Genomic DNA, 15281 nt, shown 5'->3' on the forward strand with positions numbered 1-15281 from the left:
GTCATCATTTCTATCATAACTCAGATGGGACGAGGCGGGGTATCATTTTTAAAGACAATTCGCGCTTCTGTTTAAATTTCCGTCATAGTATGTAAGCGATTATCTGCCGGCAATCAGGCTGTAATGGCGAAATGTTCAACTTTACGTTAAACTGCATAATATGAGACGAAGAACGTCCTGATCCATTCCACCGAATGGGCCGGGGCGTTCTTTGTCATTTTAGGGGGAGATGATCTGTATGAATGTGGAGGAAGCGCATGCGGCATTTATCGAATACCATTCGCGGAGCAGAACAGGAGAACGAAAAGGCCGTCTGGAGCGGGGACACCGGGACGCCGAGAAGTTATTCTGCTGCAACATATGGTGGCCGCTTCAGGGGGATTTTAATAATTTGCATCCGGAATACGAAGTTCTCGATTGGCGGGGGCTGTCCTATTTCTGCGATTTTGCCTGGCTTACGCCCTTTGCGAAGCTCATTATCGAAATCAAAGGGTTCGGTCCGCACGTCACGGATATGGACAGAAAAAAATATTGCAACGAGCTGAACCGGGAAACTTTTTTAGCGGCTATGGGTTTTCAGGTGATCTCTTTTGCCTACGACGATGTCGCTCATCATCCGGAGCGGACCATCACGCTTCTGCGCATGGTGCTGAGCCGCTTTCAGCCGCAGTCTTCTCCGGTTGACCTGCACAGTGTGGCGGAACGGGAAATCATTCGTCTGGCCTGTATGCTCGCTCGCCCCCTTCGTCCCATTGATGTGGAGACTCATTTGAGCATCAACCATCGCACAGCGGTTCGAATGCTGCAAGCACTCTGCGAGAAGGGTTGGTTTACCGCCGTAACCGGAGCGACGGGCAAACATGTGGTTCGGTACGAGCTACAGCGGGGCGCGATGAACCAGATGATGCAGAAAACCTGAAATTGTACATCTTTTGTCGGCCTTGGAACTTCACTGAATAGCATGCCTGCAAAAATACAGTTGCTCACCCGTTCTACCTCAAATGCAGTCGGCACAGCTTTAAATTCCTGCACAATAGTAGGATTTTCCTGCTGACAAGCACTTTTGATCGAAAAAACCTGCACTCAAGCAGGCTTGCAAGATGCCGAACTAACAATCACCAACTTGACTTCGGTTCCCTTGATGTTGAGCGCCAAGGAGGTCGCAACTTCCCGTTCGGGCGTATTTTCTAGTTCAGTAAGACCTTTCGGTCAAAATAATGCTCGTTATTATCCCGGCGTTGTTCGTAAGTAAACTGTAAAAAATATATATCATTGTCCCAACGTCATCCCTAATAAAGATGGTAATTCCGCTATTTTACTATATAATTGTAATTGAGTATTAAAAAATCAGCAGTCAATGGAGGTCTTCCAATGAAAATAGAGGTATGGTCCGACTACGTCTGTCCTTTCTGTTATATAGGAAAAAGACGGCTTGAACACGCGCTGAGCCAGTTTCCCGAACGTGACAAAGTGGAAGTCGAATACCGCAGCTTCCAGCTTGACCCGGAGGCTGCTCCGACCAGCAAGAGCATACATGAACTGCTCGCCGCGAAATACGGCATAACCGTAGAGCAGGCCAAGACGATGAACGCGCAGGTTGCCGATCAGGCGCTGGGAGTAGGCCTCGATTTCCGGTTCGACACCGTAATTCACGCCAATACTTATAACGGCCACCGACTGGCGCATTATGCGAAGACGCAGGGGCTTGAAGCGGAGCTTACCGAGCGCCTGATGCACGGCTATTTTACGGACGGACTGAATTTGGGCGACCATGAAGCGCTGGCGGCACTTGCGGCGGAAGCCGGACTGGACAAGGAAGAGGCGCTAGCCGTGCTGAATTCGGACGCTAACGCCGATGAAGTAAATGCGGATATCGCGGCCGCGCAGCGGCTCGGGATTACCGGCGTTCCGTTCTTTGTTTTTAACGGCAAATATGCGATTTCGGGAGCCCAGCCGGGACCGGTATTCTCCGAGGTACTGGATCAGGTCTGGAGTGAGGAGAAGGAAGCGCCCGTGCTCCGGGTAATCGGCGGTTCTGCTGAAGCATCCGGCGGTGACGGCTGCGCGGACGGCTCTTGCAGCGTGTAACTCAGCGGGCCGCGAACGCGAATAAGTGGAAGGGGAGACGCAGCGCTGCGCCTCCCCTTTTTATCGTCGAAGAGTGAATAAGTTCCCTCAGCCAAACCCTTACCGGAACGAAGTGACCAAGCTCGCAAACAGCGTCCTAACATCATACTGGTAATGATTGATCGGAGCGATCGGCTTGTTCACCCCAAGCAGCGTATAGACAGCGATTCTTGCCGTCCGGACCGAGTATTCCTCGGTGAATACAACGTCGTCCGGAATTTCGCAGAATTGGCCGATGAACGCCAGGTTGGTGGAGCCGTCCGGCACGACCTTCGGCCGATCACCGATGGCTCTAGGCATGAACTGGGCGGTGATGAACGGCATCATGCACGGAATGCAGTTCGCCGTCGCCATAATGGCCTCCTTGTGCTCCTCGAAATGCAGATGCCCGAGCAGCTCGGTCATGATTTCTTCCCCGGTACAGTCGGACATTTTCTTCTTCACGAAGTCGCCTTCCTTGTCGGGATAAAGGCCATAGCCCCAGAATACCTGGACATGCTCCGGCTGATTCCGGAAATGCGGTTGGTACGCGAGCACGATCGACATCAACCAGCTTGAATCCTTGAACGTGACCAGGGCGCCGGTGCCCGGACGGTTGCGCGAGAATTGTTCCATTAGATCAAAGAATACCGTATCGCTGAACGTCACCGTGAACGATTCCCATTTGGAGCCGTCGATATGGTCGTCGAAGGAGGAAGGATTGCCGAGCCCAGGCTTTTTCGCGGCGATCCGTTCCCACAGCTTCCAGGAGCTTCCTTTCTCGTTCAGTCGCGGAGCGGAGGTCATCGAGCCAAGGCTGGAGCTTTCCGTCATCGATCCGTTCGTGATAATGACCAGATCTTCTTCCTTGACGGCGATATACTCTTCAGCTCCGCCCCGGATGACATGCAAGCCGGTAACGGTAATCCCGTCGCCTTCCTTGAAATCCAGATCGGTCACGGTGCATTTCAGCGTGAAGTCGACGCCATGGTCCTCCAGATATTTTTTCATCGGCAAAATAATCGAATCGTACTGGTTGTACGGGGTACGGGTTACGCCCTCCAGAGTCTGGATTCTCGGGAATTCATGCATGAACCGGATCATATACCGCTTAAGTTCGACCGCACTGTGCCAGGGCTGGAACGCGAACGTCGTCGCCCACATGTACCAGAAATTCGTCGTGAAAAAATGCGGGCCGAACCAGTCGCTGATCCGCGCCTTGCCCATTTGTTCCTCGGGCGTAATGATCAGCTTGCCCATGGCGAGCCGGTCGGCCATATCGAAGCCCATCGACAGCACGTCAACCACTTCGCCGCTTGCGTTCACCAGTCTGGCATTGGAATGCGTCGGATTCGCATTGTCGAAAGCGATGATCTCTTCCCGCACCGACTTTCCCGGATGGTCCAGCGAGGGAATCGACATCAGGAGATCCCACAAATTCTCGTATGTCTCGTCATTCAGCATCCGTCCGCCGCGGATGACATAGCCGTGCTCCTCGCTGCCTGCTCCGTCGTTGCTGCCGCCCAGAATGTTCATTTCCTCGATAATATGAATGCCGCTTCCCGGGAAGCCGCAGTCTCTGATGAGAAAAGCGGCGCCCGCCAAGGACGCGATGCCTCCGCCGACAAAATAAACCTGTTTGTTTTCGTATTCCTGTATCACGACAGTCGCCTCCACATGAATATTGAATTCTGCCGTGCATCGCCCGCAAAAGCGTGGAAACTTGCACGCCGGTTACATGTTCAATGTAATCCATGTCCGCTGCGCACGGTATCGTCAATCTCCGCCGAGTGTATAAAAATTGGTCACTTGAGCGGAAATGTAGAGTTTTGCGACAGAATTCCCGGAGGTTCGTCAAATGAATACAGCTATCCCGTCCTGGAGGCTAAGACAGCTGTTTCTCGTATTTATACAGAGCTCTCATAAATTGTCCTTCAAGGAGCACGCTCAGACGTTCAATTATCAGCTTCGGGCTTTCCTTCATGCCGTCTCTCATCCATTGGATAAGCAGGCCGGTAAACGCCAGCGTATAGAAATTGGCGATAAATTGCTTGTCATCCTCGTTCACCCGCATACCCGCCGCCAATTCATTAATTACGCCCATAATAAGATCATTCGTAACGGAGTAAAGGTAGGCGTCCAGATGGTTCCGCCCAAGCGATTCCAGCGTATTGAGACAGAACGAACGGTTGTTCTCAATATACAGAAATATTTTATAAAATCCGTCCGTCCATGTGCTGTAGCCCCTGTAATCGGCAATTCCGTCGACAGCTTCTTTCTGATAAATCCAGCCCAGCAGCTCGAAAATATCGTGAAAATGGTAATAAAACGTCTGACGGTTCAGCCCGCAATCGTCCACCAGTTGTTTTACGGAGATTTTATTCAGCGGGGTATGTTCCATCCGCTTTTTGAGACTATGAGCCAACGCTTTCTTGGTCAGCAGGGAATTGGACATCTTTGTCACCTCTTCCTCATCTTAACTTTCGAGCGTTCAAAAATAAATAGACGGGCTTCATTTGTTCCGCATAGTTGCCCCTTCGCCGCAAAGTCCGGTAAACTAAAGAAAGACAGTGTTTAAGGAGTTTTGAACTATGAATCCGCAAGAGCTTACGATGGAATATGCGCAGGACATGCTGCAAAAATATTACGGCTATCCCGATTTCCGGGAGGGCCAGAAAAAAATCGTCGCGAGTCTCCTGGAGGGCCGCGACACGCTCGGCATTATGCCGACCGGTGGCGGCAAATCGATCTGCTATCAGGTACCGGCGCTGCTGCTTCCGGGCCTGACGCTCGTCGTGTCGCCGCTGATCTCTCTAATGAAGGATCAGGTCGACGCGCTGACGGCGGCGGGCATTCCCGCCGCTTATATCAACAGCACCTTAACCGGCAAAGAGGTGAACGAGCGCATCCGCGCCGCCCGCCGGGGCGAGCTGAAGCTGCTCTATGTTGCGCCCGAGCGGCTGGAGCTGGACTGGTTCCGCCTGGAGATGGCGGAATTGTCGATATCCTGCGTCGCGGTGGACGAGGCGCACTGCGTCTCGCAGTGGGGCCATGATTTCCGCACCAGCTACCTAGCGGTGTCGCCGTTTGTGGAGGAGCTTCCCGAGCGGCCGATTCTGGCGGCTTTTACGGCGACGGCGACGCCCGAGGTTATGGAGGATATGCGAAGGCTGCTCCGGCTGCGCGATCCGGGCGTCTTCGTGACGGGTCTTGGCCGCGACAATCTGGCGATGTCGGTGCTGCGCGGCGAGAGCAAGAAGGAGTTCGTGCTGGAGTATGCCGCTTCGCATGCCCACCAGCCGGGGATCGTGTACGCGGCTACCCGTAAAGAAGTCGACGACCTGTACCAGCGTCTGCGGAATGCCGGATTCGCGGCGGGCCGCTACCATGCCGGGATGAGCGACGAGGAGCGGGCGGAGAGCCAGGAAGCGTTCCTGTACGACGATATCCGCGTCATGGTCGCGACCAACGCCTTCGGCATGGGGATCGACAAGTCGAACGTGCGGTATGTCATCCATTACAATATGCCGAAGAATATGGAGGCTTATGTCCAGGAAGCGGGCCGCGCAGGGCGGGACGGCGAGCCGAGCCAGTGCTTCCTGCTGTTCAGCGCGCAGGATATCATGACGCAAAAGTTCCTGATTGAGCAGAACCCGCAGGACTCGGAGCGTAAGGCTAACGATTACCGCAAGCTTCAGCAGATGATCGATTACTGCTATACAACCCGGTGCCTGCGAAGCGCTATGCTGGACTACTTCGGCGAAGTCCACGGGGACAAGCCGTGCGGCATTTGCAGCTCCTGCACGGACGAGCGCGAGCTTGTCGACATGACCATCGACGCGCAGAAGATCTTCTCCTGCATCCACCGGATGCGCGAGCGTTTCGGCGTGGCACTGGTGTCGTCCGTGCTGAAGGGCTCGCGCAGCCAGAAGGTGCTGCAGTACGGCTTCGACAAGCTGCCGACCCATGGCGCGATGTCCGGCCGCACCGAGAAAGAAATTACGGAAATCGTCAATGTGCTGATTTCCGAAGGTTATCTGGCCTTGTCCGAAGGCCAGTACCCGGTTGTGCGGCTCCAGCAGGCGGCCGCCGAGGTGCTGCGCGGGCAGCAGCAGGTGCTGCAGCGTGTTGTCCGGCCGTCCAGGCCGTCCGCAGGCGGCAGGGACCGCAGCCGCAGCCGCGATCTCTCGCCGTCGGCCGTCAACGAGACGGTGTTTGAGCAGCTGCGCCTGATCCGCCGCGAGCTGGCGGGCCGGGAGCATGTGCCGTCTTATATTATTTTCAACGATGCGACGCTGCGGGAGATGAGCGTGGCAGCCCCGCAGACGGAAGAAGAAATGATGAAGGTAAAGGGCGTCGGGGAAGTGAAATACCGGAAGTATGGGAAGGAATTTCTGGATTTTTTTCAAAGCGAATTGTATTCCAATGAATCGTAAAGGGGCATATGCAGCATGAAGATCGTCCTGGCCACATTGAACGCCAAGTATATTCACACCTCGTTGGCCATCCGTCTGCTCAAGGCTTACAGTCAGCATGAATTCGACATCGGTCTGGCGGAATACACGATCAAGGACCCGGTGATGAACATCGCTTCGGATTTGTTTGGGCAATCGCCCGATGTGATCGGCTTCTCCTGCTACATCTGGAATATCGAAGAGACGGTCAAGCTGATTGGCATCCTGAAGAAAATCATGCCGGATGTCTCCATCGTCCTCGGGGGACCGGAAGTGTCCTATGAGCCGCTGTACTGGATGAATCGTGAGCCGGGCATCGATTTCATCGTCTGCGGCGACGGGGAAGAGACGTTCCATCACCTGCTGCAGGAGCTGCGGGACGGGCGCAAGTTTCATTTTGTGTACGGGGCCGCTTACCGCAAGGGAGAAGAAATAATCGTGAACCCTCCGCGCCCGAAGAGTGATCTGAACACGCTGCCCACGCCGCACCGTTTTCCGGAGGATCTGCCGGATTTAAGCAAAAGAATTACCTATTTTGAAACCAGCCGGGGCTGCCCGTTCAACTGCCAATTCTGTCTGTCCAGCATCGAGGTGGGCGTCCGGTATTACGATATCGAGCGGGTTAAAGCGGATCTCTTGTATCTGATTGAGAATGGGGCTAAAACGATCAAGTTCCTGGACCGCACCTTCAACATCAACCGCGAGTACGCGCTGGAAATGTTCCGGTTCCTGATCGACAACCACGGAGGCTGCGTGTTCCAGTTTGAGATTACCGCCGACATTATGCGCCCCGAGGTTCTGGACTTCCTGGCGAACAATGCGCCTCCCGGCATTTTTCGCTTCGAGATCGGCGTGCAGTCCACCAATGACGAGACGAACGAGTTGGTCAAGCGGCGCCAGAACTTTGCCAAGCTGTCCCGCACGGTGATGAAGATCAAGGAGAGCGGCAATATCGACCAGCATCTCGATCTGATCGCGGGCCTGCCGATGGAGGATTACGCGACGTTCCGCAAAACGTTCAACGATGTGTTCGCCATGGAACCGGAGGAGCTGCAGCTCGGCTTTCTCAAAATGCTGCGCGGCACCGGACTGCGCGCCCAGGCGGCCAAGTATGATTATGTCTATATGGAGCATGCGCCGTATGAAATTTTGAGTACCCATGTAATGCCGTTCTCGGACATCGTGCGGCTGAAGCGGCTGGAAGATGTGCTGGAGAAATACTGGAACAGCCACCGGCTGGACCATACCGTGAAGTATTTGTTCCGTCATATTTTTGCGTCCCCGTTCGATTTCTTTCAGGAATTCGGTGATTACTGGGAAGCGCGTGGCTGGCAAAAGATCGGGCACCAGCTGGAGGATCTGTTCACCCGGCTGAACGAATTTTTGCTGGAGCGCGGCACGCCGGAGATGGAGATCATCACGGGCCTTATGAAGCTCGATTATTTCCTTGGCCACAAGTACAAACCGCGCAAAGTGTGGTGGGAGCCGGTACTCGGCAAAAATGAATGGGGACGCTATCTCCGGGAGATTGCCGAGCGCCCTCAGCTTCTTGGCGACCCTTGGACCCCGGCAGCGGTGTCCGGCGAAGCGGCAGGGAATTTGGCTGCGGGAGCTCCGGCAGCGGGAATACAGGCGGCGGGAATCAACGAGCGGGAGCTGCAAAAATACGCGGTGCTGGAGATTTTGCCTTTCTCGTTGGCGAAGGCGCTGTCTTCTATTGGTGGACTTCCGGCAGGGATGAACGGGGGAGCGAAAACGGCTGCGGTGGATGCCGGAATGCAGCCGCAGGATGGCGAAAGCACCCTCTTGCTTGTGCTGTACCAGCAGGATGAGAGTCAGAAGCCTAGAGTGTATGATCTGCCGGTTCAGCGGGTTCTCCAGTAGCAAAGGATCAAAGGACGTCACCGCTAGAGCAATTCGCACTTCTTAAGTTAAGGGAACATAAGGAGGCTTCATGCCGATGGGCGGTACAGTTCGACTTGCCGAATATGAGGACAAATTCAAGGAGAGCCTGCTTACGTTCTTCCTTCCGAAGGAGCAGGAGGAGTTCACGGGAATGCCTGCTGATACGCTGGAACCCGCCCTCCGGGATGTTAACCGGCATCCTGTGGTCGTTTTGGATGGGGAGAAGGCCGTGGGATTCTTTGTTCTCCATGGTTGGGAAGGAATTAATGATGTTTACAGCGACGGTTCCCGGGCCATGCTGTTTCGCGCATTCCTCATTGATTACGCGAGCCAGGGGAAGGGCTACGCGAAGGCGGCGCTCAGACTGCTGCCCTCTACATCGCCGCCCGATATCCCGGTACGGATGAAATCGTGCTGAGTGTAAACGAAGAAAATAGCTCCGCGCTGCGGCTTTACTTATCGGCGGGCTTCCGGGACAACGGCCTGCGGCGGATGGGTCCCAAAGGGCCGCAAAAAATACTGCAATACCCGCTGCCCGGTGCAGCCGGCGTTATCCATGCCCGCACATCCCGCGAGGAGGAATGGCGGTGACCCACATGCAGGAGCTGCGGGACCGGCTGACCGGCATTTTTGAACGGAGCGGCTGGTTGGGGGATTTGTTCGAACGGGCGGGAAGTCTCGGTCCGTATCCGTATTATATCGGGGCGGGCTGCCTGGTGCAGACGGTCTGGAACGAGCTGACGGGCAGGCCGCCGATGCACGGGATTTCGGATGTCGATATCGTCTATTTCGATGACGCGGACCTAAGCTATGAAGCGGAGAATGAGGTGGTGGAGCAGGGAAAGCGTCTTTTTGCGGAGCTTCCCTTTCCTGTCGACATCAAGAATCAGGCCCGTGTTCACCTGTGGTATCCCGGCCGGTTCGGCGTCGGTCTTACTCCTTACGCTTCACTGGAAGCGGCGATCGATAGCTGGCCGACAACAGCCTCATCACTCGGGGTTCGTAAAGAGGCGGACGGAAGCTGGCAGGTCTACGCGCCTTTTGGCCTGGAGGACTTGTTCCGGTTGATCGTCAGGCCGAACAAGTCTCTGGTTACGGAAAGCGCGTATTTCGCCAAGGCGGAGAAATGGAAGAGCAGATGGCCGGAGCTTACTGTAATGCCGTGGCAGACTTAACGCCTGATCCCGGCTTTTTGGCGGCAGCCAGCATATGCGGACTCATTCCCAGCAGGCTTTCCTGCTCTTTAGGCGATGGAGCTGATCCTGAGCAGCGCCGCCCGGCTTTCCGGATTCCTCCATTTTTCCGCTCTTCAAGCTATAAACATGTCCCAAAAGGTGGTAAACTGTGTTCATCTCGGTTGAGAATATAACGGTCCTTAATACGTGAGGGTCACCGGCAAAAAGGGAGGATTACGGAATGAAGTGGCAAGAAATGAGGCAGCTGTTTCCCAACCAGTTTGTTTTGTTCTCCGTCCTTGAATTTCATCAGGAGGGCACCAGAAGATTTATAGATGAGGTCGAGCCGATTCGCGCGGTTGCAGACGAAGATGCCCGTACGGAATTTGATCAAGCCGGACCCGGAAAGCTGGTCTATCACACTTCCAGCAAGGTATGTATTATCCGTATCCGCAGGAGAAAACGCAGCAGAGTGAGACGTAAAAGAACCAAATAAACTGATATCCTGGACCCATACATATCGGCAGAGCATAAAATACTGAACCTTGGCGCTGGGACGGTAGGGCAGAATCAGCTCGGCGGATGAGGACTTTTTCTCCATTCTTGGCATCAGCAACCACGGCCTGTACGTGGGACGGAAATAACAGCATATTTTTGGATAATCGTAAAAAAGACAGGTCCTTCGCCAACACGGACGAGGCCTGTCTTTGTGTATTCATACGGCTATTTCCTATTGCGTCCGAAGGAGATCCTGCCCCGGGGGAAGATGGCGAACCAGCCAATCGAGCAGATCCCCTGTAACCAGGTCACGGTTCTTTTCATTCAGCATTTCATGCCGGCCATCCGGATACAGCTTCACTTCCAGATCGTTGACGCCGCGCTTCCGATACAGCTCCGCGAGCCGAAGGATTCCTTGGCCGTTCATTCCGACCGGGTCCTTCTCGCCGGAGAACAAATATACCGGTTTGTCCTTACACAAGGAACCCAGCACGGCTCCGGTATGAATATCCTGCAGCAGCCGGAAGAAATCCCGGAAGAAACGGGTCGTGCAGATCGCCCCGCAGAACGGATCATCTACAAACCGGTCGACCTCCTTGGGGTCGCTGCTCAGCCAATCGAAAGCGGTGCGGGAGGGGGAGAACGAACGGTTGTAAGGGCCGAACACGATGCCGTTCAGCAGCACGCTGCGGTGCCTTTCGCCCATAAGCGCCAGCTGAGCTTTTGCGAGCGTCTCTCCCAGCCGCAGCAGCCCGCGGGGACCGTTGCTTCCGCTCAGAATATAGCCTGCGTATCTTTCGCTCCCCGGCGAGCACATCAGCTTCTGCGTCAGAAAAGAGCCCATGCTGTGCCCGAGCAGAAATACGGGGACTCCCGGATGCCTGCCGGACGCGATTGCGGCAATCTGGAGAAGGTTGCGGTGCATCCAATAAAAGCCGTCTTGTCCAGCATCACCGAGCAAATCGATTTGTCCCGCAGTCCTGCCGTGTCCTCTGTGGTCTCCCGCATATACCGCGTAGCCCGCTGCGTTCAACCGTTCAGCCAAGCGGGCATATCTGGCGGCCGTCTCGCACATGCCATGCGAGATTTGAAGGACGCCCCGCACGGGGCCTTTCGCCTCCGGCAGCCATTCGTACACATGTATCGGGACTCCGAGAGGATCGGTCATCATAAAGGAATATTCCGTCACCAGTTGTTCCTCCTAATAACAAGCGGCAGGGCGACCTGAGAGAAGCTTCAATCTCCAAGCCGGGAGCTTCGCCTATGATGCTAATAAGGCTTAAGGCAAATACGAGCGGAGCAGGGTAGCTTGGCCCTCGATGGTATAAGTGCCGAGGTTAGCCGGCAGCAGATAGCATTCCCCCGCCGAATACGGCTGGGAGCCCCCTTCCCAGATCAAATGCCCGCTTCCTTCGCAAATTACGAGTATCGTAAAGCTTTCCGGACTGGTTTCAAGGCTCCAGCGGCCGCTTACAATGCCTTTTTCTACGATAAAATAAGGCGATTCCGCCAGCCGCAGCCATTCTCCGGGTACAGCGCTATCCGTCTTCATGGAAGTTGCTCCTGCGCCTTCATAAGCGGTCACGTTCAGCGAATCTTCGATATGCAGCTCACGCGGCTTGCCGTCAAGGCCGGGCCGGTCGTAATCATAAATCCGGTAGGTCGTATCGGAGTTCTGCTGGATTTCCGCCACGACAACTCCCGCACACAGAGCATGCACCGTACCGGCTGGAATATAGAACGTGTCCCCTGTCGAGACCGGCACTTCCTGAAGAAGATCCATAACGCTTCCGTTTTCCAGCGCTTGGCCCAGACTTTCGCGGTTCACGCCTTCCTTGAGGCCGTAGATGATTTTGGCGTCCGGCTTGGCGTCAAGAACGTACCACATTTCAGTCTTGCCCAATTCACCTTTGGGCAGCCGCTCATAGTCATCGGTGGGATGAACCTGGACGGACAGGTTGTCGTTGCAATCGAGGAGCTTGATCAATAGAGGGAATCTTCCGCTTGTTTCCGAATAGCCTTTGCTGCCGAACCATTCCCGTCCGTAGCCTTCACGGATCTGGTCCAGGCCCTGTCCCGCGAGTTCGCCGTTTACAACGGACGAAGTTCCGTTAGGGTGGTCGGCGATCATCCAGCCTTCGCCGATATGGCCTTCGGGCAGGTCCAGGCCGAACTTCTCAAGGGCTCTTCCGCCCCAGACGCGTTCTTTGAATTCCGGTTGAAATTTTAAAGGATAAGGCAGTGTCATAGATCCATCTTCCTCTCCAAATCAGATTTAGTAATCTTATCCTCTCTTTTTCTCAAGCGCAATAACATAGGGAGCCGTTCTGCGCTGAAGCTGGCGGTATACGATGGCACTGGCCGTTTGCTGCGGAACAGAGGACGCCCAGGCCATGGCCGCTTCCGCTTCCAGCTCGCCTCCGGGATGCCCGGGGTACAGGACCGCCGTTACAATCCCTCCCGGCCGGAGTAGTTCAAGGGAAGCTTCAAGAGCGGCAACCGAACTGTCCGGTAAAGTAATCACGCTCTTATCCGCAGCGTCCGAGGGAAGATAGCCGAAGTTGAACATGATGGCCCCGACGCTGCCGCGCCACGAAGGGGGCAGTACGTCAACCATCTCGGCATGACTCTTGAGTAGAAGAGTCGAAGGAGCAAGGGCGCTTCCCCCTTCGTCCTCCCTGGCGCGGCGCAGGCGCTCACCGGCAAGCGTCAACGCCTCGGGCTGGATGTCGAAGCCGTAGACCTCGCCTTTTGGCCCCGCCTTCTTAGCAAGGAACAAGGTGTCCGCGCCGGTTCCCACCGTGGCATCCACGGCGCGCTCGCCGGGGGAAAGGCGATCTTCTACCATTTTATGGGCAAAGCTCAACACGGATAGGAAACCCATCAGCGTTTCCTCCAATACTTGCCCTGCCAGGTATCTCTGCGCTTCAGCTCGTCGTCGATCGCATTGAGCACTTCCCATTTCTTAAGGCTCCACATCGGGCCGATGAGCAGATCGCGGGGAGCGTCTCCGGTCAGACGGTGCACAATCATTTCCGGGGGCAGCATTTCCAATGAATCGGCGATGAGCTTTACATATTCATCCTGCTCCAGAAAACGAAGCAGCCCCGCTTCATACTGCTTGACCATCGGCGTCTTGCGCATCAGGTGCAGAAGATGGATTTTGATCCCCTGAACATCCATCTGTGATACGGCGGACACCGTCTCCAGCATCATTTCATGCGTTTCCTGCGGAAGACCGTGAATAATGTGCGTGCAGACCCGGATACCCCGGCTGCGCAGCTTCTCCACAGCCTCGCGGTAGCATTTCGTATCATGCGCCCGGTTAATGAGCCGCGAAGTGGACTCGTGGATCGTCTGCAATCCCATTTCGACCCAAAGATAAGTCCGTTCGTTCAATTCCGCCAGATAATCGACAACATCACCCTGAAGGCAGTCGGGACGGGTGGCGATGGACAAGCCGACAACGCCCGGCTGTTCCAGTATGACCTCGTAGTATTCCCGCAGCTCCTCAATCGGCGCATACGTGTTAGTATATGCCTGGAAATAACCGATGTACTTGGCGTTCGGCCATTTCAGATGCTGACGGTCGCGGACGCTTCCGAACTGGGTAACCAGATCATCGCGCCGGCTTCCGGCGAAATCGCCCGAGCCTCTTGCGCTGCAGAAGGTGCAGCCTCCTTTGGCGATCGACCCGTCGCGGTTGGGACAGGTGAACCCGGCGTCCAGCATGACTTTGAACACTTTGTCGCCAAACTGTTCGCGCATCTCGTAATTCCAGGTATGAAAACGTTTGTCTCCCCACAGCGAGGCTGTGGAAGGGGTTTCTAGTATAGTCATGGATGTCTCCTTTAATGCAAGTAATGATTTACCCGAGTCCATTGTATCAAAAAATGGGAGCGAGCGTAACAGGACATAACGCTCAGTCGGTCTGACCAAGAACCGGCGGATTCACTGGGTCGAAATCGCTTCGCCGCATGCAAATGACAATCATAATCCGAAGATCAAGACCGAAGCGCAGCGCAAATTCGCAATGCTTTTGAGAAGACATTTGATTTTAGCTCGGAAGCAAGATAGACTATGAATTGTTGAAATTAGGGACCCCAATTCCAAATACAACACGGAAGGAATTTCCATGAGTTTCGCTGAGCCAAGCGGAGCCGGGAAATTCCTTTCTCTTTTCTGTTTTGTATCTTTACTTTTCGGTGCAAGTTAGTCACAATATTGCAGTAATCATGATCGTAACTTGTCGATAAGTGAAAGGAGTAAACATGCGTTTACGCGGAAGAAAAGGAATACGTGAAAGTCTGGAGCAGCAGACCGATCTGGTCGTGCTCGACCCTCGCAAGCATAAAGGACAATGGTCCGGGCTCTTCGGCAACGACCGCCCTATTTATGTCGAGTTCGGAATGGGGAAGGGGCAGTTTATCAGCCGGATGAGCCATAAATACCCCGAAATTAATTTTATCGGCGTGGATATGTATGACGAGTTGATCCGCCGGGCGGCGGAAAAGGCGCGGAATATATGGGAACCGGAAGGTCTGGAAACGCCGCCGAATCTAAAGCTCGCACTGGCCAATATTGAATATGCCGAAGAAGTGTTCGCTGAAGGAGAATTACAGCGCATCTATCTGAACTTCAGCGACCCCTGGCCAAAAACAAAGCACGCCCGCCGCAGATTGACGCATCCCCGCTTCTTGGATAAGTATCGCGGGCTGTTAGACGGTTTGGGAGAAATTCATTTGAAGACGGATTCGCGCAGTTTATTTGAATTTTCCTTGAACGCCTTTGCCGACTTCGGTCTGCAGATGTCGAATATTTCGCTGGATCTCCATGCGGGAGGGATCAATGAAGAGCACGTTATGACCGAATACGAAACGAAATTTGTCGGCCAGGGCATTCAGATCCACCGCTGCGAGGCGATTGTCGGAGCGGAAGCGCTGAAGCGCTATCAAGCCTCCCGTCTGGACAAGTACAGACTTGTAACCGGCAATGACTCAGGTTGAATAACAAGGCGTCCGCCGAGTAGATCCTATAACAAAAAGAGAGTCCTTCGGCTTAGGCCGGCAGGACCCTTTTTTTGCTTCAACATTAAATGACGCTTTGAATTGCTTTGCAGGCTGTTAAGCATATTTTTCATGCG

General features: G+C 54.5%; 16 protein-coding genes. 9 read left to right on the plus strand and 7 right to left on the minus strand.

Annotated elements, in window-relative coordinates:
- Nucleotides 1-238 precede the first annotated feature (238 nt).
- Complete coding sequence (locus PDUR_RS07315; RefSeq protein WP_042205696.1) at nt 239-919, plus strand: DUF559 domain-containing protein; 681 nt, start codon at nt 239-241, stop codon at nt 917-919.
- 452 nt (nt 920-1371) lie between these two features.
- Nucleotides 1372-2088 (plus strand): DsbA family oxidoreductase, encoded by a 717-nt coding sequence (locus PDUR_RS07320; RefSeq protein ID WP_042205697.1) that lies wholly within the window; start codon nt 1372-1374, stop codon nt 2086-2088.
- A gap of 99 nt (nt 2089-2187) precedes the next feature.
- Here the strand turns inward: PDUR_RS07320 and PDUR_RS07325 are convergent, their stop codons facing one another.
- The gene (locus PDUR_RS07325) at nt 2188-3768 is read right to left on the minus strand and encodes an oleate hydratase (protein WP_042205698.1); all 1581 of its coding nucleotides are present in this window, start codon (nt 3766-3768) and stop codon (nt 2188-2190) included.
- Nucleotides 3769-3991: 223 nt separating this feature from the next.
- Nucleotides 3992-4561, minus strand: a complete 570-nt coding sequence (gene dhaS / locus PDUR_RS07330) for a dihydroxyacetone kinase transcriptional activator DhaS (RefSeq protein ID WP_042205699.1) — start codon at nt 4559-4561, stop codon at nt 3992-3994.
- 136 nt (nt 4562-4697) lie between these two features.
- Between dhaS and recQ the strand changes: the two genes are divergently transcribed.
- The 6 genes from recQ to PDUR_RS07355 all read left to right on the plus strand — a co-directional run bounded on the left by recQ (nt 4698) and on the right by PDUR_RS07355 (nt 10136).
- Entirely contained in the window at nt 4698-6542 is a 1845-nt protein-coding gene (gene recQ / locus PDUR_RS07335) for a DNA helicase RecQ (protein ID WP_042205700.1), read from the plus strand.
- A 15-nt stretch (nt 6543-6557) separates the two neighbouring features.
- A complete protein-coding gene (locus PDUR_RS07340; protein WP_042205701.1) occupies nt 6558-8444 on the plus strand; it encodes a B12-binding domain-containing radical SAM protein in 1887 nt (628 codons plus the stop codon).
- Between the two features lie 76 nt (nt 8445-8520).
- Nucleotides 8521-8883, plus strand: coding sequence for a GNAT family N-acetyltransferase (locus PDUR_RS07345; protein WP_052410108.1), 363 nt, complete (start codon nt 8521-8523; stop codon nt 8881-8883).
- Nucleotides 8877-9056 (plus strand): N-acetyltransferase, encoded by a 180-nt coding sequence (locus PDUR_RS29725; RefSeq protein ID WP_233277496.1) that lies wholly within the window; start codon nt 8877-8879, stop codon nt 9054-9056. Before PDUR_RS07345 ends, PDUR_RS29725 begins: the two co-directional genes overlap by 7 nt.
- A 5-nt stretch (nt 9057-9061) precedes the next feature.
- Nucleotides 9062-9640, plus strand: a complete 579-nt coding sequence (locus tag PDUR_RS07350; protein ID WP_233277551.1) for a nucleotidyltransferase family protein — start codon at nt 9062-9064, stop codon at nt 9638-9640.
- A gap of 241 nt (nt 9641-9881) precedes the next feature.
- Nucleotides 9882-10136 (plus strand): hypothetical protein, encoded by a 255-nt coding sequence (locus PDUR_RS07355; protein ID WP_042205703.1) that lies wholly within the window; start codon nt 9882-9884, stop codon nt 10134-10136.
- Between the two features lie 234 nt (nt 10137-10370).
- On the opposite strand, the gene PDUR_RS07360 is transcribed toward PDUR_RS07355, so the two are convergent.
- The 5 genes from PDUR_RS07360 to PDUR_RS30050 all read right to left on the minus strand — a co-directional run bounded on the left by PDUR_RS07360 (nt 10371) and on the right by PDUR_RS30050 (nt 14189).
- Nucleotides 10371-11327 carry an alpha/beta fold hydrolase gene (locus PDUR_RS07360; RefSeq protein WP_179945184.1) on the minus strand — a complete coding sequence of 319 codons (957 nt, stop codon included), beginning with the start codon at nt 11325-11327 and terminating at the stop codon, nt 10371-10373.
- Between the two features lie 90 nt (nt 11328-11417).
- Entirely contained in the window at nt 11418-12386 is a 969-nt protein-coding gene (locus PDUR_RS07365) for a type I phosphomannose isomerase catalytic subunit (RefSeq protein ID WP_042205705.1), read from the minus strand.
- Nucleotides 12387-12422: 36 nt separating this feature from the next.
- Nucleotides 12423-13022, minus strand: a complete 600-nt coding sequence (locus PDUR_RS07370) for a tRNA 5-(aminomethyl)-2-thiouridylate-methyltransferase MnmM (RefSeq protein ID WP_042205706.1) — start codon at nt 13020-13022, stop codon at nt 12423-12425.
- Nucleotides 13022-13978: a tRNA modification radical SAM protein MnmL/YtqA gene (locus tag PDUR_RS07375; protein WP_042205707.1), complete on the minus strand. Its 957-nt coding sequence runs from the start codon at nt 13976-13978 to the stop codon at nt 13022-13024. The genes PDUR_RS07370 and PDUR_RS07375 overlap by 1 nt, the downstream gene beginning before the upstream one ends.
- Nucleotides 13979-14060: 82 nt before the next feature.
- The gene (locus PDUR_RS30050) at nt 14061-14189 is read right to left on the minus strand and encodes a hypothetical protein (protein WP_269079203.1); all 129 of its coding nucleotides are present in this window, start codon (nt 14187-14189) and stop codon (nt 14061-14063) included.
- Nucleotides 14190-14409: 220 nt separating this feature from the next.
- Between PDUR_RS30050 and trmB the strand changes: the two genes are divergently transcribed.
- Nucleotides 14410-15144: a tRNA (guanosine(46)-N7)-methyltransferase TrmB gene (gene trmB / locus PDUR_RS07380; protein ID WP_042205708.1), complete on the plus strand. Its 735-nt coding sequence runs from the start codon at nt 14410-14412 to the stop codon at nt 15142-15144.
- Nucleotides 15145-15281: the final 137 nt, after the last annotated feature.

Origin of the sequence: Paenibacillus durus (assembly GCF_000756615.1) — a bacterium.
GTDB lineage: Bacteria > Bacillota > Bacilli > Paenibacillales > Paenibacillaceae > Paenibacillus_AQ > Paenibacillus_AQ durus.

What these genes read in the sequence shown, in the direction of transcription:
- PDUR_RS07315 (WP_042205696.1), top strand. Translation starts at nt 239, where the DNA reads ATGAATGTGGAGGAAGCGCATGCGGCATTTATCGAATACCATTCGCGG.
- PDUR_RS07320 (WP_042205697.1), top strand. Translation starts at nt 1,372, where the DNA reads ATGAAAATAGAGGTATGGTCCGACTACGTCTGTCCTTTCTGTTATATA.
- dhaS (WP_042205699.1), bottom strand. Translation starts at nt 4,561, where the DNA reads ATGTCCAATTCCCTGCTGACCAAGAAAGCGTTGGCTCATAGTCTCAAA.
- recQ (WP_042205700.1), top strand. Translation starts at nt 4,698, where the DNA reads ATGAATCCGCAAGAGCTTACGATGGAATATGCGCAGGACATGCTGCAA.
- PDUR_RS07340 (WP_042205701.1), top strand. Translation starts at nt 6,558, where the DNA reads ATGAAGATCGTCCTGGCCACATTGAACGCCAAGTATATTCACACCTCG.
- PDUR_RS07345 (WP_052410108.1), top strand. Translation starts at nt 8,521, where the DNA reads ATGGGCGGTACAGTTCGACTTGCCGAATATGAGGACAAATTCAAGGAG.
- PDUR_RS07350 (WP_233277551.1), top strand. Translation starts at nt 9,062, where the DNA reads ATGCAGGAGCTGCGGGACCGGCTGACCGGCATTTTTGAACGGAGCGGC.
- PDUR_RS07355 (WP_042205703.1), top strand. Translation starts at nt 9,882, where the DNA reads ATGAAGTGGCAAGAAATGAGGCAGCTGTTTCCCAACCAGTTTGTTTTG.
- PDUR_RS07365 (WP_042205705.1), bottom strand. Translation starts at nt 12,386, where the DNA reads ATGACACTGCCTTATCCTTTAAAATTTCAACCGGAATTCAAAGAACGC.
- PDUR_RS07370 (WP_042205706.1), bottom strand. Translation starts at nt 13,022, where the DNA reads ATGGGTTTCCTATCCGTGTTGAGCTTTGCCCATAAAATGGTAGAAGAT.
- PDUR_RS07375 (WP_042205707.1), bottom strand. Translation starts at nt 13,978, where the DNA reads ATGACTATACTAGAAACCCCTTCCACAGCCTCGCTGTGGGGAGACAAA.
- PDUR_RS30050 (WP_269079203.1), bottom strand. Translation starts at nt 14,189, where the DNA reads ATGTCTTCTCAAAAGCATTGCGAATTTGCGCTGCGCTTCGGTCTTGAT.
- trmB (WP_042205708.1), top strand. Translation starts at nt 14,410, where the DNA reads ATGCGTTTACGCGGAAGAAAAGGAATACGTGAAAGTCTGGAGCAGCAG.